Below are 20,397 nucleotides of genomic sequence, written 5' to 3'. Positions count from 1 at the left end.
TATCAATACCTCGATAATACTTTGTTTATTTTGATAATTAGTGGTGACAACAATGAAGCAAAGCACAATTATTAAATGCCCTGATTGTGGTGAGAGAGCATTTATTAAAACAACAATAAATGTCAGTGATGGCTTTTCTAATTTGTATTGCATTTGCAGTAATGTTGAATGCAATGCGTCACTGGTATTTTCACTTTATCTTTCATATCACATTACACCGCCACGCTCTGCAATGAGTGATGACGCAAGAAAATCACTGGCCGTCCTGCCTCGCAGTGAACGCCGTCAAATTGCTTACATGCTGGAGAAATAACGATGCTGTTACTTATTGCGGGTCATGTAAATCTCAGAGAACGGATAACACTTTTCGGTACTCTGTTTCGTGCAGCTTTGACTGTCCTGATGACAGACCGCTATGTGATGCAGGTGAAATACAAAAATGACAATGAGCGTGACATGATGCGGCGTAATGTAAGGGTACTAACCGAAATTATAAGCGATGGAATTACGTCTCCCGGGTTCAGGATTTTAATGAAAAAAAAGCCCCGCGATGCAGGGCTTTCATAGTGTGATGTGGTCGCGATGTGGACGCGAAGAAAATAAATCCCTTATTTTCCAGTGTGTTACCATTCAAATTCAAGCACCTAAAGGTGCCTTTTTTATTATTCAGGTTTCGCTCAATTGCCAGTCGGCCGAGAATTAATTAACCTGCTATATACTTTTTGCCAGAGAGAAGAGAAAAGCATCATGCATTATGACCTTATCATCGTCGGTAGTGGTTCCGTTGGCGCAGCCGCCGGATGCTATGCCACTCACTCCGGCTTAAACGTGCTTATGGTCGACAGCAACCACCCTCCCCACCAGCAAGGTAGCCATCATGGTGATACTCGCCTGATGCGCCATGCCTATGGCGAAGGGGAAAAATATGTCCCACTGGTGTTACGCGCCCAGACATTATGGGATGCGTTGCAGGAAATTAGTGGTGAGAAAGTCTTTCATCGCACAGGTGTGATTAACCTCGGCCCTGCGGATTCAGCATTTATCTCAACGGTGCAAAGCAGTGCGCAAAGCTGGTCACTACCGCTTGAAACACTGACGGCTGAACAAGTGATGACACGCTGGCCACAAATTACCGTTCCAGAGAACTATCTTGGCTTATTTGAGCCAGATTCTGGTGTGCTGCGCAGCGAGTTGGCGGTGGAAACTTATATCCGTCTGGCAAACCAGGGTGGGTGCGCGCAGTTATTTAATTGCCCGGTGACGGACATCCGCCATACCGCAGACGGTGTGGTAGTCGATACCCCAGAAGGCGAGTTTACCGCCGATAAACTTTTGGTGAGCGCAGGAACCTGGGTCACTAAATTATTACCCGAACTGCCGGTTACGCCTGTGCGCAAAATCTTTAGCTGGCATCAGGCTGACGGACGTTACAGCGAAAAGAACAATTTCCCTGCATTCACGGCCGAGTTACCCGATGGTACCCAGTACTATGGTTTCCCTGCCGGAGAAGATAACGAGCTGAAACTCGGGAAACATAATGGCGGACAAGTCATCAGTGAACCGCAGCATCGCAAACCATTTGGCGCTATCGCAACCGATGGCAGTGAAGTATTCAGTTTCTTACGCCAGGTCATGCCGGGCGTGGGTGTCTGCATGCACGGCGCAGCCTGCACTTACGATATGTCGCCAGATGAAGATTTTATTATTGATACCCTACCAGGCCATGACAATACACTGGTGATCACCGGGCTGAGTGGGCATGGGTTTAAATTTGCATCGGTATTGGGGGAGATTGCCTGCAAGTTCGCTCTGGGCAAAGAACCTGGCTTCGACCTGACACCATTCTCGCTTTCGCGCTTTAAATAAAACCACGTAACGTCGGATGTCGCTTATGCTAATCCGACCTACGAAGCGCTTTTGGCAGGTGGATTCACGTAAGCAACATCCACCAGAAAAGTTACTCGGGATCAGGGATCCCCAACGTGGTATTGAGCGCACCACGCGATTTATTGAAGATCTTATTACCGTTTTCACGACCAGCGCGGCGACGGCGCTGCTCTTCTGGTGACAGCACTAGCTCCTCGCAGCAAATGTCGCTGCAACAGCCTGCAAACTTCTCTGCACAGGATGGACACTGAATAAATAGCAGATGACAGCCATCATTTTTGCAGTTGGTGTGGCTATCACAAGAAACCCCACACTGATGGCAATGGGCAATCACATCATCGGAAATACGCTCGCCCATACGCTCATCGAAGACAAAGTTTTTGCCGACAAAACGCACCGGGATACCTTGCTCACGCGCGCGGCGCGCATATTCGATAATCCCACCTTCGATGTGATAAACATTTTTGAAGCCGTTATGCAGCATCCAGGCGCTGGCTTTTTCACAACGAATCCCGCCGGTGCAATACATGACGATTTTTTTGTCTTTGTCGTCTTGTAACATATCGACCGCTTTCGGTAACTGTTCACGAAACGTGTCCGCAGGAATTTCCATCGCATCCTGGAAGTGGCCGACTTCATATTCGTAATGGTTACGCATGTCGATAAACACGGCATCCGGGTCATCGAGCATGGCGTTGACATCTGCCGCTTTAAGGTAAGAACCGACATTGCTGGCATCAAACGACGGGTCATCAATCCCATCGGCAACAATACGGTCACGCACTTTCATGCGCAGCACCCAAAACGACTTGCCGTCATCTTCAAGTGCGATATTCAGACGCACGCCATTGAGCGCCGGATGGAAGGCATAAAGCGCTTCACGGAATACCTCAACACGGCTTTGCGGTACGCTGATTTGCGCGTTAATCCCTTCATGGGCGAGATAGACACGGCCAAAAACATTTAGCGCGGTAAAAGCCTGATACAGAGCATCACGCGTGGTTTTAGGATCTTCGATATGGAAATATTTATAGAATGAGATTGTGGTGCGTGGCTCGGTTTCAGCCAACATACGCACGCGCAGTTCATCATTCGATATACGGTTGTGTAACACTGGCATGGTGTTCGCTCGGCTATCGTTGATAAGAAAAAAACTGGGCAGCATCATAAAGCAATTATCGTTAATTTACATCCACGCATTTTGCGCTACATTTTCTTCATCTAGCCGCACCGCAATCAACAATTGATTGATTATCAGTCACTCCGCACCCGTTGATTTTGGCTGACTCTCAAAAAGTGTCACAATAGTCTTACTCAAGAAGATCCGGCATTTGCCGTCACAATAGGTTTTACATGACGAACTTACCGCAATTCTCGCGCGCATTGCTTCATCCCCGATATTGGGGAATTTGGTTTGGGATTGGCTTACTCTACTTAATTACTCTCCTCCCTTACCCTGTGATTTATCGACTTGGCCGTGGCCTTGGCCAACTCGCCAGACGCTTTATGAAACGTCGCGTCAGAATTACACGCCGCAATCTTGAGCTCGCCTTCCCGAACAAAACCGTCGAGGAGCGAGAACACTATCTGGAAAAAAACTTTGAGTCCGTAGGCCTTGGCTTGATGGAGACTGGTATCGCCTGGTTCTGGCCAACATGGCGTATCCAGCGCTGGTGCGACGTTAGCGGCGTCGACCAGATTCATGCGGTACAAGAAGCCAACCGCGGCGTACTCCTGATTGGTATTCACTTCCTGACGCTTGAATTAGGCGCGCGCATGTTCGGCATGAATACGCCGGGCATTGGCGTTTACCGCCCGAATGACAATCCCCTGCTGGACTGGCTGCAAACCTGGGGCCGCATGCGTTCAAACAAAAGTATGATCGACCGTAAAGATCTCAAAGGCATGATCCGGGCGCTAAAACAGGGCGAGATTATCTGGTACGCACCTGACCATGACTACGGCCCACGCGGTAGCGTTTTTGTACCATTCTTTGGCGTTGATCAAGCGGCTACAACCAGCGGTACCTATACTCTGGCTCGTATGTCGGGTGCAGCAATTGTCCCGATGGTGCCGCGCCGCAAACCTGACGGAAAAGGCTACGAGCTGATTATTCTGCCTGCGGAGTTTTCACCACCGCTGGAAACCCCGGAAGGCACAGCGCTGTGGATGAACAAAATCATCGAAGAATGCATCATGATGGCGCCTGAGCAATATATGTGGCTACACCGCCGTTTTAAAACGCGCCCCGAAGGCGTTCCTTCACGCTACTAGCTATCCTTCATTAAAGTCATAAGGCGGCTTCTGGTCGCCTTTATTCGTTCTAAAATTGTGTTTCAGAAACGTTGCCACTCCAACGCCAACAGGCGCATAATTAGCAAGGTAATAATTCCCCGCATATCTTTTCTGCCCAATTTGGAGCGTTATGACTCTCCCCGAGAGCACCACCATCAACTGGAAACGAAATCTTACCGTCGCATGGCTTGGATGTTTTCTGACTGGTGTTGCATTTAGTCTGGTAATGCCATTCCTACCCTTGTATGTCGAACACCTTGGCGTAACAGGCCACAGCGCATTAAACATGTGGTCCGGTATCGTTTTCAGCATCACCTTTTTGTTTTCAGCGATTGCATCACCTTTCTGGGGCGGGCTTGCCGACCGTAAAGGCCGCAAAATCATGCTGCTGCGTTCAGCGTTGGGTATGTCCATCGTGATGGTGCTGATGGGCTTTGCGAGCAATATCTGGCAGTTTCTGGCGCTTCGCGCACTGCTAGGCTTGTTGGGCGGGTTTGTGCCTAACGCCAATGCGCTGATTGCCACACAGGTCCCACGCCATAAAAGTGGCTGGGCTCTGGGCACATTATCAACGGGAGGCGTGAGTGGTGCGCTTCTCGGGCCGATGATCGGTGGTTTTCTGGCGGATACTTACGGCTTACGACCGGTATTTTTCATTACCGCAGCCGTGTTGTTTACCTGCTTTGTCTTTACGCTCTTCTGTATTCGCGAACAATTCACCCCCGTGAACAAAAAAGACATGCTGCACGCGCGCCAGGTATTCACTTCACTTAAAAACCCAAAACTGGTGCTGAGCCTGTTTGTCACCACCATGATTATTCAGGTCGCGACCGGTTCGATTGCCCCGATTCTAACGCTCTACGTGCGCGAGCTGGCGGGTAATGTCAGCAACCTGGCGTTTATCAGCGGTATGATAGCATCTGTTCCTGGTGTAGCGGCGTTGATAAGTGCACCGCGCTTAGGGAAACTGGGGGATAGAATCGGGCCGGAGCGGATTTTAATCTGCGCACTGGTTATCTCAGTGCTTCTGCTCATTCCAATGTCGATGGTACAAACGCCATGGCAATTGGGCGTGTTGCGTTTCCTGCTCGGTGCCGCCGACGGCGCGCTATTGCCTGCGGTACAAACTCTGCTTATCTATAACTCCAGCAACCAGATTGCCGGGCGTATCTTTAGTTACAATCAATCTTTCCGTGATATTGGCAACGTTACCGGCCCGTTAGTTGGGGGCGGCAGTCTCAGCCAGTTACGGCTTCCGCACGGTGTTTTTAGTCACCGCAGGTGTCGTACTCTTCAACGCGCTTTACTCATGGATTACCCTACGCCGCCCAACCGCTCGTACCCGTATTTTGGAAGAGTGACCCTCTAATCCTCGAAGTACGACGAGGATTAAATCTCATACTTGCAACTTTGCAAACAGCGTCAACAATTAACTTGAAATTGCGCTGTAGCGCGCTCCCTGACCTGTAACAAAAGGAGATGAATATGAGTCTGTACGCGACGCTGGAAGAGGCCATTGATGCCGCACGCGAGCTTTTCCTTGTAGATAATCCGGAACTTGAAGAAGAGAGTGCCAGTGTTCAGCAATTGAACATCCAAAAGTACATTCTTCAGGATGGCGACATTATGTGGCAAGCTGAGTTCTTCGCAGATGACAGCGAAGATGGCGATTGTTTACCGATGCTCAGTGGTGAGGCAGCCCAAAGTGTGTTCGACGGTGACTACGATGAAATCGAGTTACGCCAGGAGTGGATTGAGGAAAACACGCTGCATGAGTGGGACGAAGGTGAATTTCAACTTGAGCCGCCGCTGGATACCGAGGAAGGGCAAACTGCGGCTGATGAATGGGATGAACGATAAAACGTTTATTCGTATGGCCCATGGCTGGCATCAATGGGCAACAACAGTGTATCGAAGACCAGCGAAAATGGTAAGTCGAGCACTGTAATATAGCGCCATGCACTGTCACGCACGTCCCACTGCACTCCGGGGTAATACTGATTACCATGTCCCTGCCCCGGAACTGCACGGCTGATAATACTGCCACAACCACTCAGCAAACACGCCATCATTACGACCACAATCGCTCTAAACAAATCTTCTCTCCTGATTTTTCCGGCTGAGTATAACTGCCCATCGCTTGAGCGCAAAAAAATGCCGACCCGAAGGTCGGCATTGATAACGCGTATTACCCGTTATTTAGTCGGCAATGCCTCAGGATTCAGACTAACCGTTTTGTAGTTATCAACCCATGAGGAATAACGCTGCGGGTTAGACCACACACGGTAATGCAGACGAGACATTGTTACCGGGTCGCTTAACAGCACCAAGCGACGGTCGCGGTTAAGTTTCTCAGGCGTTTCGTTAAGAGCTTGCTCAACGTGACGATCACGGGCGATTTCCAGCACCTGGCTGGCACGGTGACGCGCCGTTGCCATTGCGGTTGCCAGGGCATTAAACGACGGGTTAAACACCGCGTGCATAAAGCCATCATCCAGCGTACGGCTACGGTTCAGCTTCAGGTAGTTGTCGGTATCCACCAGCACCTGTGGAGGAGAATACTCTTCCGGGATCAGGAACAACTTCCAGCGTTTGGTACGCAAACCGATGGTCGCACGGCTCGAAATCACCGATACAAACGGCGACAGAATCAGTGAGAACACGATTGGTGCAAGCCAGAACAGGAAACGTAAATCCAGCCACGCCATGCCCACTGCCCACACCAGACCCAGCAGCAGCTGAGAACCGTGGCGCATAAACGCTTCGCCCCAAGGGGTTGAATCGTCATCACGCTGTGGAGAGTTCCATACCACTTCCCAACCGAGGAACGCGCTCACCACAAACACGGTGTGGAACAGCATACGCACCGGTGCCAGCAGCACGGAGAACAGCACTTCAAGCAACAAAGAAGCCGTTACGCGGAAGAAGCCACCGAACTCTTTCGAGCCTTTGCACCAAATCAGAATGATGCTCAGAAGCTTCGGCAGGAACAGCAACACCATGGTGGACGCGAACAACGCAATCGCAAGCTCCGGACGCCACTGCGGCCACACCGGGAACAACTGGCGCGGTTGCAGGAAGTATTGCGGTTCTGTCAGCGCATGCACCACCTGCAAGGCAGTTGATAATGCGAGGAACATAAACCACAACGGCGCAGACAGGTAAGACATAACGCCCGTCAGGAACACCGCACGGTGTACCGGGTGCATACCTTTTACCAGGAACAGACGGAAGTTCATCAAGTTACCGTGGCACCAACGGCGGTCACGCTTGAGTTCATCCAGTAAGTTCGGCGGCAGCTCTTCATAAGAACCCGGCAGATCATAGGCAATCCACACCCCCCAACCCGCACGACGCATCAGCGCTGCTTCTACGAAGTCATGAGAGAGGATGGAACCGGCGAATGAACCTTCACCTGGCAGCGGTGCTAACGCACAGTGCTCAATGAATGGCTTAACGCGGATAATCGCATTGTGGCCCCAGTAGTGGGATTCACCCAATTGCCAGAAGTGCAGACCCGCTGTAAACAGCGGCCCGTATACACGTGTCGCAAACTGCTGGCAACGCGCATACAGAGTGTCCATGCCTGACGCTTTTGGTGAAGACTGAATGATGCCCGCATTCGGGTTAGCATTCATCAGACGCACAAGGTTAGTCAGACAGTCACCGCTCATTACTGAGTCGGCATCCAGAACCACCATGTAGCTGTACTGATTACCCCAACGACGACAGAAGTCATCGATGTTGCCACTTTTACGCTTCACACGACGACGACGACGACGGTAGAAAATCTGCCCTTCGCCCTGCACTTCGTTGATGAGTTCCATCCACGCTTTCTGCTCGGCAACACAGATATCCGGGTTGTAGCTGTCGCTTAAGATGTAAACGTCGAAGTGCTGCTGTTGGCCGGTTGCTTTTACCGATTCCCACGTCGCGCGCAGGCCCGCAAATACGCGGTCTACGTCTTCGTTACAGATTGGCATAATCAACGCGGTGCGATGCGCCGGGTCGATTGGTTCATCACCCACTGTTGAGGCAGAGATACTGTATTTATCTTTGCCCATCAGTAGCTGGAGGAAGCCCATCAGCGCAGTCCAGAAACCGGCTGAAACCCAACAGAACAGAATCGCAAAAAGGATCAAAATGCCGGTTTGCAGCACATACGGCAAAAGCTGCATAAAGGACACCCAAAGATCCTGGCCGATCATGTCGGATGGATTGATCAGCGCCCAGCCCTGGTAAGGCAGAATTGTCTTCATATACCAGGTTGCAACCACCGTCTGAGAAATGGTCAGCAGCAGCAGAATGTAACGGCGGATTGTTCCGACGGTACGCCATTTCTGCTCAGCTTCAGCCTCTTCTTTCGACATGTAGCGAGGATTTACTTCCCGCCCGCGTAAACGATCCCAGAAACGACCAATCGGGTTGGTGCGCCACGGATCGGGGAACATAGAAGAACGCGTAGCTTTAGGCATTGCCTGCAGCTGGGTGCGCCCCTCTTCGTCCTCAATCAGTTGATCACCGCCCAACGATCCAGGCCAGCTTGCTTCAAGCCGGGCCTTTACCGAGGCTAAAGGGGAATCATCGGCTCTGTCATAGTGGTGCCCTTGCGCATCAAGCGCTTCATGCACCGCTTGCAGATCTGATGCAGGAAGAGCCGCCTTCTGCTCAGCAGAAAGCGGGAGTGCATCAATATAATCAGACGCGGTATCAGTAAACTTATTCATTGGCAGGTAGCTGGTAGCTCCAGGTTTCACTCAACGTTTGATCACCATTGACCAGCGCTGCACGCATTTCAGTCGGTTTCTTCTCATCTTTGACTTTCACACGTACAGTCAAACGCCAGCCTTTAGTGACCGGGTTGTAACGTACCTGGCTGTCAACGATTTCACCGTTGTCACCAATGCTGGTTTGCGCGGTAACCGGCGTATCTTGCGGCAGTTTTTTCATGTCCGCGCCGACGTAATCCACGACAAACGCAATAGTGCCGTCTGGCTGGCGAATCAGATTCGACTGCTTCACATCACCGGTTGAGCGGCGAGTCTGCGCAACGTATGCGTTATCAGGCGCATGCATTTTGTCTTCATCACGGCTGAAGGTAATAGTGTATTTGAAGTTCATCTCTTTGCCTGGTTCCGGGAGCTGATCCGGAGTCCAGTAAGCAACGATGTTGTCGTTAGTTTCGTCATTGGTTGGAATTTCAACCAGTTCAACGCGACCTTTACCCCAATCACCTTGCGGCGCAACCCATGCACTTGGTCGCTGATCGTAACGATCGTCAATATCTTCAAAACGAGAGAACTGACGGCCACGTTGCAGCAAACCAAAGCCAACTGGATTCTCGGTTGCAAACGAGCTCACCGCCAGATGTTTCGGGTTATTCAGCGGACGCCAAATCCATTCACCGTTACCGGCATGGATAGACAGACCGTTGGAGTCATGCAATTCCGGACGGAAGTTGGTGCTTGGTGACGGCTGATTTGGCCCAAACAGGAACATACTGGTCAGTGGTGCCACGCCCAGTTTGCCAACTTTATCGCGCAGATAAACTTTTGACTGTACGTTCACCACTGTGTCGCGCCCTGGGGTAATCACAAAGCGATACGCACCGGTTGCACGTGGGGAATCGAGCAACGCGTAGAGGGTCAGCGTTTTGTCGCCAGCTTTCGGGCGTTCAATCCAATACTCACGGAAACGTGGGAACTCTTCGCCAGATGGCAAAGCAGTGTCAATAGCCAAACCACGAGCAGACAGGCCATAAACCTGACCTGAGCCAATCACACGGAAGTAACTCGCCCCGAGCATGCTGACAATTTCGTCGTTCTTATCTTTGCTGTTGATCGGATAGAGCACTTTGAACCCGGCAAAGCCGAGATCTTTCACGGTGTCTTTATCGTGTTTCACATCACCGAAATTAAAGTAATCCGGGTTGTACTTGATCTTATGAACCGCAGTTGCCGTCACTTCATTGATAGCAACAGGGGTGTCGAAGTACATACCCTGATGATAAAACTCAAGCTTAAATGGGGTCTTTAACTTGCTCCAGTAGGCTTTGTCGTGATTGAACTGGATCTGCTGATAATCCGCATATTTCATGTCGCGGAAGAGCGAAGGCAGATTGCTTTTCGGTGCTTCGTAGCTTTTGCCCGCTAATGTTTTCGCTTGTTTTGCGACATCATCGATATTGAAGGCCCAAACTGAGGTGGTATAAAGTGACAGCATTACTGCAGCACCGAGCCCACACACTTTCATCATTTTTAGTTTATGTTTCATATTAACCAGCACATCCCCCTTTGTGTGCTTAAATCAATCCAATCCATTTTAATGGAAACTTCTGCTTTCCGACAACCAAATACCCGCATTGTTCAGCGCGCCGGCTCAGCCTTTAAGCAAAAAAAGACAACTGCTTACGCTTTCAGCATCCATCCTGGAGACAGGATGTCATGGTTAGTGTAGGGTTGCCACGGAATTGATACCGTTCGGGACTTTAAGCCTATTGGGATATGTTCTTAAGGATAAGGCGATTCGTCCGATAATGTTTGGAGTATTATGAGTAAAGCACCACAACAACGCGAGTTTTTCCTGGATTCTATCCGGGCCTGGTTAATGCTCTTAGGCATCCCGTTCCATATCTCGCTCATCTATTCAAGCCATCACTGGCACGTCAATAGCACCGAAGCATCGTGGGGTTTAACCCTGTTTAATGATTTTATTCACGCATTTCGTATGCAGGTGTTTTTTGTCATTTCGGGATATTTCTCTTACATGCTTTTTTTGCGCTACCCGCTTAAACGCTGGTGGAAAGTGCGTGTAGAGCGGGTCGGCATCCCGATGCTCACCGCGATACCATTGCTCACACTGCCGCAATTTTTAATGCTGCAACACGTTAATGACAAAGCAAAAAATTGGCCCGGCCTGACTCCCTATGAAAAATACAACACCCTGGTTTGGGAGCTGGTTTCTCATTTGTGGTTCTTGTTAGTGATGGTGGTACTTACAACCGTATGTTTATTTTTGTTTCAACAGATGAAAGCACGCATTGCTGAAAAATCAGAAAATATTCCATCTTCTATTACTTTAGGAAAGCTCTCAGTCGCCTTCCTGGGGTTCGGTATTCTATACGGCGTTATTCGCCGGACTATTTTTATTATTTACTCACCGATATTAAGTGATGGATTATTTAACTTCGTAGTGATGCAAACGCTGTTTTATCTACCATTCTTCATGCTTGGGGCTCTGGTGTTTGTACGCCCACAGTTAAAAGCGCTATTTACCACACCGTCGCCATGGTGTGCGGTAGGAGCGGCACTGGCATTTTTCGCCTATCTGCTTAACCAACGTTACGGTAGCGGTGACGCCTGGATGTATGAAACTGAGAGCGTGATTACCATGGTGCTGGGTTTGTGGATGGTCAACGTAGTGTTCTCCCTTGGCCATAAGCTATTGAATTTCCATTCAAAGCGTGTCACCTATTTCGTGAATGCCTCACTGTTTATTTACCTGGTGCACCATCCGTTGACGCTGTTCTTTGGCGCGTACATCACACCGCATATTGCTTCAAATGCGCTGGGCTTTATCACCGGGTTAATTTTCGTGATTGGTGTCGCGGTGATTCTGTATGAAATCCACCTGCGCATTGCGTTGCTGCGCTTCCTGTTCTCCGGCAAGCCGCAGAATGTGGCGGTTAAGGTGACGAGTTAGCGCTGAGGGTTCACTTCAAAATGGTGGATGTCGCTACGCTAATCCACCCTACAAAACCGAAACTGTAGGTCGGATTAGCGTAGCGACATCCGACACTTCTCATAAAAGCCATTCAATCGGTAGTCGATAAACCAACCTCACCAACACCCGCTGCCAAAAGCGGGTGTGCGGTTCTTTCTTCCAGACAATCTCTTTGCCTTCACTGTGCTCCACCCAATTCACTCGCCCCCACTTATCCAGACGCAGCGCCCAGGCATTCTCTTTCTGACTTTGGGTGAAACGCTGGTGAATATCCTGTGCCAGCGCCTCACTTTCAATCACAAAACCCATCTCGGTATTGAGCATTGCGGAACGTGGGTCAAAATTAAAGGAGCCGATAAACACTTTTTGTTTATCCACACTAAACGTTTTGGCATGCAGGCTGGAACCTGAATTCCCTGTTAAGCCACGGTCATGTGGTCTGCGCAGGACATCTTGTTCGGGCTTTAACTCATAAAGCTCGACCCCGTGGCGCATCAGTTTTTTGCGCCAACGCGCATAACCAGCATGAACTACCGCCACATCATTGGCGGCCAGTGAGTTAGTCAGGATTGCTATTTTTACCCCTTTACGCACAAGCCCCAAGATTTGCGCAATGCCAGCGCGAGTGGGCACAAAATAGGCTGAAATAATGTCTATCTCACGCTCAGGCATACCAATCACATTCATCAGGCGTTGCGGCAGTAACGTGTGGTTGCGGGCTCTGCCCTGCCCCTTACGCGGGTCATCGCTGAGTAAGCGTGTTTTCGCCCAATACATTTCCAGCGTGCGGGCGACCAGATTGGTGGCAAACTGGCTGGTTGTCAGTCGATCAAGATAACGACGCGCCGTCGGGTCATCACGCCAGTCGTCAGGAAGTTGTACCCGCTGCTGTAAGGCATCGTTATCAACATCGAGCACCTTTTCCAATGTTGAGACACACTGGCTGTTCCAGTAGCGCTCAAAATCCTGGCTGACATCCTCGACAACCGGACCCACGGCCAGCACATCTAAGTCTGAAAACAGCGGTTGTTTGCCCACACCAAAGTACGCATCCCCCACATTTCGCCCGCCAATAATCGTGGTTTCACCATCAACAGTGAATGATTTGTTGTGCATACGACGGTTAAGCCTGGCAAAGTCGGTCAAATAGCCAATGGCGCGAAACAGGCGAAATGAAAAGGGATTAAAAAGACGAACTTCTATCTGAGGATGGGCGTTCAGAAGCGCTAACGTATCATCAAGGCCGTTGGTGTTGTTATCGTCAAGCAACAGTCTAACTTTCACTCCGCGATCTGCCGCCGCCAATAATGCACTAAACATCAGCCGCCCGGACATATCGTCCTGCCAGATGTAGTACTGCACATCGAGGGTTTTCTCCGCCATCCCGCACAGCAGATAGCGCGCGGCAAACGCATCAAGGCTATCCGCAAGCGGATGAATCCCGCTAAGGCCTGGATGCCCAGCTGTAGCCGGGGCAATCGCTCGACCCAGACGAGTGGTGTGAGGATTATTCACTTTAGAGTTGGGCAAGTAGTTGCTCGTAAATATGGGTGTTTTCATCGTCAAAGCAGACAAAAACTACCTGTTCGGGTAACGGGCGCAGGCCGATATAACGGTAGACGGTATCAACGGCTATTTTCGCTGCCAGCTCTTTAGGATAACCATACGCACCGGTGCTAATCGCCGGGAACGCAATAGTGCGATAGCTATTAGCTGCCGCTAAGTCGAGGCTATTGCGGTAGGTCTGTTCAAGTAATTCAGCTTCATGTTTTTCACCGCCCTGCCATACCGGGCCAACTGCATGAATCACGGCCTTAACCGGAATATTTCCCGCCTCGGTAATGACAGCATGTCCTGGCGCGCAGTCACCCTGCTGGCGACGAATAACTTCACAAGCTGCCAACAAAGAAGGCCCTGCGGCATGATGAATAGCCCCATCAACACCACCGCCTCCCATCAAGGATGGGTTTGCGGCATTTACTATCACGTCAACTTCAACGCAGGTGATATCACCTTGTATCACCGACATTCTTTCACTCATTGGGAATTCTCCAGTTAGTCTTTGATAGTAGTCTAAACTTACCGAACAGCAGACGTATATCACTTCCTGAGGATTTCACGACATCACCTAACCTCTGATTTTTTCTCGTTATCTACTAAAAAGATCCATTAGACCTGACACACTTTTTATCTGCAGCCGCATCTGTAGAAGGCGTTTTCGCTGCGAAAAATGGGATCTGAAATGTGCGTTTTATGCATTTCAGTAGTTACTTTCGTTTCAGGAGAGGTTCTATGGCTAGTGAAGCGCAAAAAGTCGGGTTGGTCCCGGTGATGTTAATGGTGGCAGGCAATATCATGGGTTCCGGGGTTTTCCTGCTTCCGGCAAACCTTGCAGCAACAGGCGGGATTGCCATTTTTGGCTGGATGGTGACAATTATCGGCGCACTGTCTTTGTCGATGGTGTACGCCAAAATGTCATCACTTGATGACAGCCCCGGTGGTTCTTACGCTTATGCCCGCCGCGCATTTGGCCCCTTCCTCGGCTATCAAACCAATCTGCTTTACTGGCTTGCTTGTTGGATAGGTAACGTCGCGATGGTGGTGATTGGCGTCGGTTATCTCAGCTATTTCTTCCCGATGCTCAACCAGCCCTGGCCGCTTACCGTGACCTGTATTGCCATTTTGTGGCTGTTTGTCGGACTCAATATTGTTGGCCCGAAAATGATCACCCGCGTGCAGGCAGTCGCCACTATTCTGGCACTGATCCCGATCGTTGCCGTCGCTGTGCTCGGCTGGTTCTGGTTTAAAAGCGACACCTATATGGAAGCCTGGAATGTCAGCGGCAAAGGCACTTTTGGCGCGATTCAGAGTACTTTAAGCGTTACGCTGTGGTCATTTATCGGTGTTGAGAGCGCCTCAGTTGCCGCAGCGGTAGTGAAAAATCCCAAACGCAACGTACCCATAGCCACCATTGGTGGGGTATTGATAGCCGCTGTTTGTTACGTGCTTTCCAGTACTGCCATTATGGGCATGATCCCTAACGCCGAGCTGAGACTTTCTGCGTCGCCATTTGGCGATGCCGCACGCATGGCGATGGGACCAACTGCCGGGGCTATTGTTTCGTTCTGTGCCGCAGCGGGTTGTTTAGGCAGCCTCGGCGGCTGGACGCTACTCGCCGGGCAAACGGCCAAAGCCGCCGCCGACGATGGTCTGTTCCCACCTATTTTTGCCAAAGTGAATAAAGATCAGACTCCGGTCGCAGGTTTGCTGATTGTTGGCGTGCTGATGACCATCTTCCAACTTGCCAGTATTTCACCTGATGCCACATCGCAATTTGCCGTCGTTTCGTCAGTTTCAGTGATATTCACTCTGGTGCCTTACATCTACACCTGCGCGGCTTTAATGCTGGTCGGTCAGGGGCATTTGGGCAACCAACGTTTGCCGTTCCTGTTCATCACGCTGATTGCTTTCATTTACTGTATTTGGGCCGTCGTTGGCACTGGTGCGACCGAAGTGATGTGGTCGTTTGTCGCCATCATGGTGATTACTGCGATGTACACCGTTAACTACAACCGTCGTCATAAAAACCCCTACCCGCTGGATAAACCTGTGGTTAACGACTAACTGGAGAGCGCTATGCTTGATTTAGGCACGCATCAAAAACGTAAAATTCTGGTGGTCGATAGCAGTATTCAGGACGTTAACACCGCCAACGGGCGCGCAGTGGCAGAGCTAATTGAGGCTCTGGAAGAGAACAACTTTGCCGTGATTTCAGCGGCAACATTTGAAGATGGTATCGCAACGGTCACCTCCGATGCCTCACTGTGCTGCATCTTTGTGGACTGGACTTCAGGCGGCAATGACGACGAATCCCACAGCCAGGCATTCTCGTTGTTGCAAACTATTCGCCGCCGCAATAAGAGTGTGCCGGTGCTGTTAATGGCCGAGCACTCTTGCGTCGATACATTAACGCTCGATTCCATGCGGCTGGTGAATGAATTCGTCTGGATGCACGAAGATACTGCCGAATTTATTGCCGCCCGTGCACGTTCGTTGATCCAGCGTTATTACGAGCAACTGCTCCCACCTTTCACCCGCGCACTGTTTAATTACACATTGGAAAACCCGGAATACTCGTGGGCGGCGCCGGGGCATCAGGGTGGCGTTGCTTTTACTAAATCGGCGGTTGGACGAGAGTTTCTCGATTTCTTCGGTGAGAACTTGTTCCGCACAGATACCGGTATTGAACGCGCAGCCATGGGTTCGTTGCTTGACCACAGCGGACCAATTAAAGCCTCAGAAACTTACGCAGCCGAGGTGTTTGGTGCACATCAAAGCTATTCGGTGTTGAATGGCACCTCCGGTTCTAACCGCGCCATTATGCAGGCCGTAGTTGGCGAACTGGAGATTGCGCTATGCGATCGCAACTGCCATAAGTCCATCGAGCAAGGGTTAGTGATGACGGGAGCGCTGCCGGTCTATTTCGTGCCGACGCGTAACCGTTTTGGCATTATCGGGCCGATTCCTAAGCGCCAGTTCACGCCAGAAAGCATTCGTGCAACCATTGATGCCAACCCACTCAAGCATGAAGTAGTGAGCGATAAACCCGTTTACGCCGTGGTGACTAATTGTACTTATGACGGTATGTGTTATCACGCCGAAGCGGCGCAGGAGTTGCTGGCGCAAAGCGTTGACCAGATTCACTTCGACGAAGCATGGTATGCCTATGCCCGCTTCAATCCGATGTACAAAGGTCGCTTTGCCATGCGTGGAGATCCGAAAGATTTTGACCGCAATGGGCCAACGGTTTTTGCTACTCACTCAACACACAAACTATTGGCAGCACTGTCGCAAGCCTCATACATCCATATTCGCAACGGCAAAAAGCCCGTCGAGCATTCGCGGTTTAACGAGTCATATATGCTGCAAGCCACTACTTCCCCGCTGTATGCGATTATCGCCTCCAACGAAATTGGTGCTGCGATGATGGATGGCGGCCAGGGTGAAGCGCTGACCCAGGAAGTGATCGTTGAAGCTGTGGATTTCCGTCTTGCGCTGGCGAAAGTGCATGCTGCGTTTGCCAAAAAAGGCGAGTGGTTTTTCACCCCGTGGAATGCACCAACCATTACCGATGCGTCCGGTGCTGAAGTACCGTTTGTTCAAGCCTCACGTGAGCAACTCACCACCGATCCCGCCTGTTGGACACTGAAGCCTGGCGATAAATGGCACGGCTTTGAGCAACTGGAAGATGAATGGTGTTTACTTGATCCGATCAAAGCCGGGATCCTTGCTCCCGGGATGGGAGATGATGGCAACTTACTTGAGTCAGGTATTCCTGCCGCGATGGTGACCGCCTACCTTGGCGAGCGTGGGATCGTCCCCTCGCGTACCACCGATTTTATGGTGCTGTGCCTGTTCTCAATCGGCGTAACAAAAGGCAAATGGGGCACGCTGATTAACGTGTTGCTGGAGTTTAAAGATGACTACGACAACAACACGCAACTCAAACGCTGCTTGCCCGACCTTATCAGTGCCGACGCCGCGCGCTATGCGGGTATGGGGCTAAAAGATCTGTGCGATGAGATGTTTAACTACATGAAAACCAGCCAGATGGACAAACTGCAGGCAGAGGCATTTGGCAATATTCCCGTTCCGGCAAAACGCCCGCGCATTGCCTTCCAACAACATATGGCAGGCAAAGCAGACCATTTACCTATCGACCAATTACCGAACCGTATTTCTGCCGTCGGGGTGATTCCTTACCCTCCGGGCATTCCGATTGTGATGCCTGGTGAAAGCTTCGGCGCAGCGGACGGTCCGTGGCTGAAATACATTCGCAGTATTGCCCAGTGGGGAGAGAAATTCCCAGGTTTTGAGAAAGAACTAGAGGGCGCAGAATTGATTGATGGGGTTTATCACATCTGGGCGCTTAGACAATAATCATTACGGGTGCAAAACTATCGGGAAACGGCTGCTCGCCGCAACACGCGATCAGCCGGTTTTCGACGCAAGCATGATGAAGATATCGGTCTGGCGGGCAAAGTGACTCCAGCGGTAAATTGAGCTGATTCATTTGCCAGACCGTTCCTCCACGCTGCTTGAGCACCGCCTCGTGCGCCGTCCACAAGCGCCAGAACGACACCATTTTTTCATCTTCAGGCAACGATTCTAGCCAATCACAAAGTGGCGCACCAAAACTATGCCGGGCAATCGCCATGAAACGCGCACGCGGGCGAATGAACTCAATATCGCAACCCACATCTCCTTCACCCACCAGCACCGCAACAGATGAACCCGTGTTACTGATATTAAAAGCAGGCAGTGCCGGATGAAACGGTTTGCCGTGAGCGCCCCGATCTAATTTCGGTAACGGGCCGTCATTGAGCAGCATCGCCAGCAAAATTCTGGCAGCCAGCCATTCTGCGCGGCGCAACCCCACGGGTGCCTCTTCCAGCAATTCAGGTGACATCCAGCGTGTAGCGAGTACATCACCCGCTAAACACGCCGCATCGGCAAATGCCAGGTGATAGCCGTTGACTACCAACGGCGCATCACCAGTGACGTGTTAATTCCACCAAAGGCGAAATTATTGCTCTGCACAAACTCAGTGTCGATTTTGCGCGCTCCACCCATGATGTAATCGAGCTCGCCGCACGCCTCATCAGGTTCAGTCAAGTTGAGTGTTTCGGCAAACCAACCTTCACGCATCATCTCGATACTCATCCACGCTTCCAGCGCACCACATGCACCGAGCGTATGGCCCAAATAACTTTTCAGTGAAGATATAGGCGTATTGGCACCAAAAATTGCCGCCGTAGCGTGACTTTCCGCAATGTCACCACGATCGGTTGCGGTGCCATGGGCGTTAATGTATCCAATGTCGCGAGCCTCAAGCCCAGCGGAAACCAAGCCGCGCTCGATACAGATTTGCATGGTTTCTTTCTGCGGCTGCGTGATATGTGCTGCATCACAATTGGTATGAAAGCCGACAATTTCAGCATAGATTGTCGCGCCACGTGCCAGGGCATGATCGAGATCTTCAAGGATCAATGTCCCCGCACCTTCACCAATTACTAGCCCATCTCGTTGTTTATCAAACGGGGACGGTGTGCTCTTTGGCCGATCGTTACGCTGGCTGGTGGCAAAAAGCGTATCAAATACCGCCGCTTCCGAAGGACATAACTCTTCTGCTCCCCCCGCAACCATCACTGTCTGGTAACCATGGCGAATCGCTTCCCAGGCATAACCAATCGCCTGACTACCTGACGTGCAAGCACTGGAGGTTGGGATCACCCGTCCACGCAAGCCAAAAAACAATCCGGTATTGACCGCCGCGGTATGTGGCATCATCTGCACATAAGTGGTGCCGGTAATATTACGGGTGTGTTTTTCAGTGAGCATGGTAGCGAACTCGCTCACCGGCCCGGTGCTTCCGGTCGAAGAACCGTAGGCAATACCAGTTTCGCCACTGGTAAGAATAGGGTCGTCGAGCAAACCCGCCTGAATTAGCGCAAGTTCCGTGGCCCTGGTCGCCAGCAGCGAAACGCGCCCCATCGCCCGTATACGCTTTCGCGTGTAGTGCTCCGGTAAAGTAAAATTATCGACCGGCGCACCGAGCATGGTGTTCAGCCCATCGTAAACCTGCCACTCTGGCATATGACGGACCGCGTTTTTACCAGACTTCAAGCCCGCTGCTACATCCTGCCAGTTAGTGCCAAATGCCGTCACGCCACCCATTCCGGTTACTACTACACGCTTAATCACAGCATACCTCCATTGATGGAGATAACCTGGCGCGTAACGTAGCCCGCAATAGGTGACATCAGGTAACGCGCAAGCCCCGCCACTTCTTCGGGTTGGCCCATACGTTGCAATGGAATCATACGCATTGCTTCAGTAAGCGCCGCCTCTTCCATCTCAATCATGCCGGTATCAATCAAACCCGGAGCAATACAGTTTACGGTGATTTTGCGCTTTGCCAGTTCTATCGCCAGCGCTTTAGTTGCGCCGATAATGCCCGCTTTTGCCGCGCTATAGTTCACCTGACCACGGTTGCCCATCAGGCCAGAAACCGAAGAAAGTGTAATAATGCGCCCACCTTTGCGCAGGCCAATCATCGGCATGACGCACGGCTGTATCACATTGTAAAAGCTGTCGAGATTGGTACGAATAACACCATCCCAATCATCATCACTGAGTGCAGGAAATGCGCCATCGCGAGTCATACCCGCATTATTGACCACCCCCCAATATGCACCGTGGGTTTCGATATCAGCCTCAAGGACACTGCGGCATTGGCTACGGTCTGAGCTATCAAACTGCATCACGCGCCCTTTTCCGCCCTGAGCCGTAATTTGCTCAAGCGTATCCAGTGCGCCCGCTTCGTCACGATGGTAATGCACCACCACCGCAAATCCATCGGCGGCAAGCCCCAGAGCAATCGCCTTGCCAATCCCCTTGCTAGCGCCGGTTACTAATACCGTCTGTGTCATC

Annotated in this window: 17 protein-coding genes and 1 pseudogene; 9 read left to right on the top strand and 9 right to left on the bottom strand. The window is 51.0% G+C overall.

Annotated elements, in window-relative coordinates:
- The first annotated feature begins 52 nt into the window (after positions 1–52).
- From M977_RS18480 to solA, 3 genes are all read left to right on the top strand, one after another.
- Entirely contained in the window at positions 53–313 is a 261-nt protein-coding gene (locus M977_RS18480; RefSeq protein ID WP_064517834.1) for an ogr/Delta-like zinc finger family protein, read from the top strand.
- A gap of 2 nt (positions 314–315) precedes the next feature.
- A complete protein-coding gene (locus tag M977_RS18475; RefSeq protein WP_064517829.1) occupies positions 316–567 on the top strand; it encodes a hypothetical protein in 252 nt (83 codons plus the stop codon).
- Between the two features lie 180 nt (positions 568–747).
- The gene (gene solA / locus M977_RS18470) at positions 748–1,866 is read left to right on the top strand and encodes an N-methyl-L-tryptophan oxidase (RefSeq protein ID WP_064517827.1); all 1,119 of its coding nucleotides are present in this window, start codon (positions 748–750) and stop codon (positions 1,864–1,866) included.
- A 91-nt stretch (positions 1,867–1,957) separates the two neighbouring features.
- Here the strand turns inward: solA and trhO are convergent, their stop codons facing one another.
- Complete coding sequence (trhO, locus tag M977_RS18465) at positions 1,958–3,007, bottom strand: oxygen-dependent tRNA uridine(34) hydroxylase TrhO (protein ID WP_064517986.1); 1,050 nt, start codon at positions 3,005–3,007, stop codon at positions 1,958–1,960.
- 233 nt (positions 3,008–3,240) lie between these two features.
- Between trhO and M977_RS18460 the strand changes: the two genes are divergently transcribed.
- The 3 genes and pseudogenes from M977_RS18460 (at position 3,241) to M977_RS18450 (ending at position 6,042) form a co-directional block, all read left to right on the top strand.
- Positions 3,241–4,161 carry a Kdo(2)-lipid IV(A) acyltransferase gene (locus M977_RS18460; RefSeq protein WP_064517826.1) on the top strand — a complete coding sequence of 307 codons (921 nt, stop codon included), beginning with the start codon at positions 3,241–3,243 and terminating at the stop codon, positions 4,159–4,161.
- A 151-nt stretch (positions 4,162–4,312) separates the two neighbouring features.
- Positions 4,313–5,543, top strand: a pseudogene (mdtG, locus tag M977_RS18455) (multidrug efflux MFS transporter MdtG).
- A 124-nt stretch (positions 5,544–5,667) separates the two neighbouring features.
- Complete coding sequence (locus tag M977_RS18450) at positions 5,668–6,042, top strand: MysB family protein (protein ID WP_064517824.1); 375 nt, start codon at positions 5,668–5,670, stop codon at positions 6,040–6,042.
- A 5-nt stretch (positions 6,043–6,047) separates the two neighbouring features.
- Here M977_RS18450 and M977_RS18445 read toward each other — a convergent pair whose 3' ends face one another.
- The 3 genes from M977_RS18445 to mdoG form a co-directional block, all read right to left on the bottom strand.
- Positions 6,048–6,266, bottom strand: a complete 219-nt coding sequence (locus M977_RS18445; protein WP_279586333.1) for a YceK/YidQ family lipoprotein — start codon at positions 6,264–6,266, stop codon at positions 6,048–6,050.
- A 111-nt stretch (positions 6,267–6,377) separates the two neighbouring features.
- The gene (gene mdoH / locus M977_RS18440; protein WP_064517822.1) at positions 6,378–8,909 is read right to left on the bottom strand and encodes a glucans biosynthesis glucosyltransferase MdoH; all 2,532 of its coding nucleotides are present in this window, start codon (positions 8,907–8,909) and stop codon (positions 6,378–6,380) included.
- Complete coding sequence (mdoG, locus tag M977_RS18435) at positions 8,902–10,437, bottom strand: glucans biosynthesis protein MdoG (protein WP_134184171.1); 1,536 nt, start codon at positions 10,435–10,437, stop codon at positions 8,902–8,904. The genes mdoH and mdoG overlap by 8 nt, the downstream gene beginning before the upstream one ends.
- A gap of 294 nt (positions 10,438–10,731) precedes the next feature.
- Here mdoG and mdoC point away from each other — a divergent pair, with 294 nt between their 5' ends.
- Positions 10,732–11,883, top strand: coding sequence for a glucans biosynthesis protein MdoC (gene mdoC / locus M977_RS18430; RefSeq protein ID WP_064517820.1), 1,152 nt, complete (start codon positions 10,732–10,734; stop codon positions 11,881–11,883).
- 99 nt (positions 11,884–11,982) lie between these two features.
- Here the strand turns inward: mdoC and M977_RS18425 are convergent, their stop codons facing one another.
- Both M977_RS18425 and ymdB read right to left on the bottom strand, forming a co-directional pair.
- Positions 11,983–13,470: a phospholipase D family protein gene (locus tag M977_RS18425; RefSeq protein ID WP_134184173.1), complete on the bottom strand. Its 1,488-nt coding sequence runs from the start codon at positions 13,468–13,470 to the stop codon at positions 11,983–11,985.
- Positions 13,421–13,945, bottom strand: coding sequence for an O-acetyl-ADP-ribose deacetylase (ymdB, locus tag M977_RS18420; protein ID WP_064517819.1), 525 nt, complete (start codon positions 13,943–13,945; stop codon positions 13,421–13,423). The genes M977_RS18425 and ymdB overlap by 50 nt, the downstream gene beginning before the upstream one ends.
- A 251-nt stretch (positions 13,946–14,196) precedes the next feature.
- On the opposite strand from ymdB, the gene adiC reads away from it, so the two are divergent.
- Entirely contained in the window at positions 14,197–15,528 is a 1,332-nt protein-coding gene (adiC, locus tag M977_RS18415) for an arginine/agmatine antiporter (RefSeq protein ID WP_064517817.1), read from the top strand.
- Between the two features lie 12 nt (positions 15,529–15,540).
- Positions 15,541–17,844 (top strand): Orn/Lys/Arg family decarboxylase, encoded by a 2,304-nt coding sequence (locus M977_RS18410; protein ID WP_064517815.1) that lies wholly within the window; start codon positions 15,541–15,543, stop codon positions 17,842–17,844.
- Here the strand turns inward: M977_RS18410 and M977_RS18405 are convergent.
- The 3 genes from M977_RS18405 to M977_RS18395 are packed head-to-tail and all read right to left on the bottom strand — an operon-like array spanning position 17,834 to position 20,396.
- Complete coding sequence (locus M977_RS18405) at positions 17,834–18,448, bottom strand: 4'-phosphopantetheinyl transferase superfamily protein (protein ID WP_064517813.1); 615 nt, start codon at positions 18,446–18,448, stop codon at positions 17,834–17,836. The two genes, M977_RS18410 and M977_RS18405, sit on opposite strands and share 11 nt — an antisense overlap.
- Positions 18,442–19,668, bottom strand: coding sequence for a beta-ketoacyl-ACP synthase (locus tag M977_RS18400; RefSeq protein ID WP_064517810.1), 1,227 nt, complete (start codon positions 19,666–19,668; stop codon positions 18,442–18,444). Before M977_RS18400 ends, M977_RS18405 begins: the two co-directional genes overlap by 7 nt.
- Positions 19,665–20,396 carry a 3-ketoacyl-ACP reductase FabG2 gene (locus M977_RS18395; protein ID WP_064517808.1) on the bottom strand — a complete coding sequence of 244 codons (732 nt, stop codon included), beginning with the start codon at positions 20,394–20,396 and terminating at the stop codon, positions 19,665–19,667. Before M977_RS18395 ends, M977_RS18400 begins: the two co-directional genes overlap by 4 nt.
- Position 20,397: the final 1 nt, after the last annotated feature.

The sequence above is a fragment of the Buttiauxella gaviniae ATCC 51604 genome, assembly GCF_001654835.1.
Lineage (GTDB): Bacteria > Pseudomonadota > Gammaproteobacteria > Enterobacterales > Enterobacteriaceae > Buttiauxella > Buttiauxella gaviniae.
The sequence above is the reverse complement of the archived record's forward strand: the minus strand, read 5'-3'. Positions and strand labels throughout refer to the sequence as shown.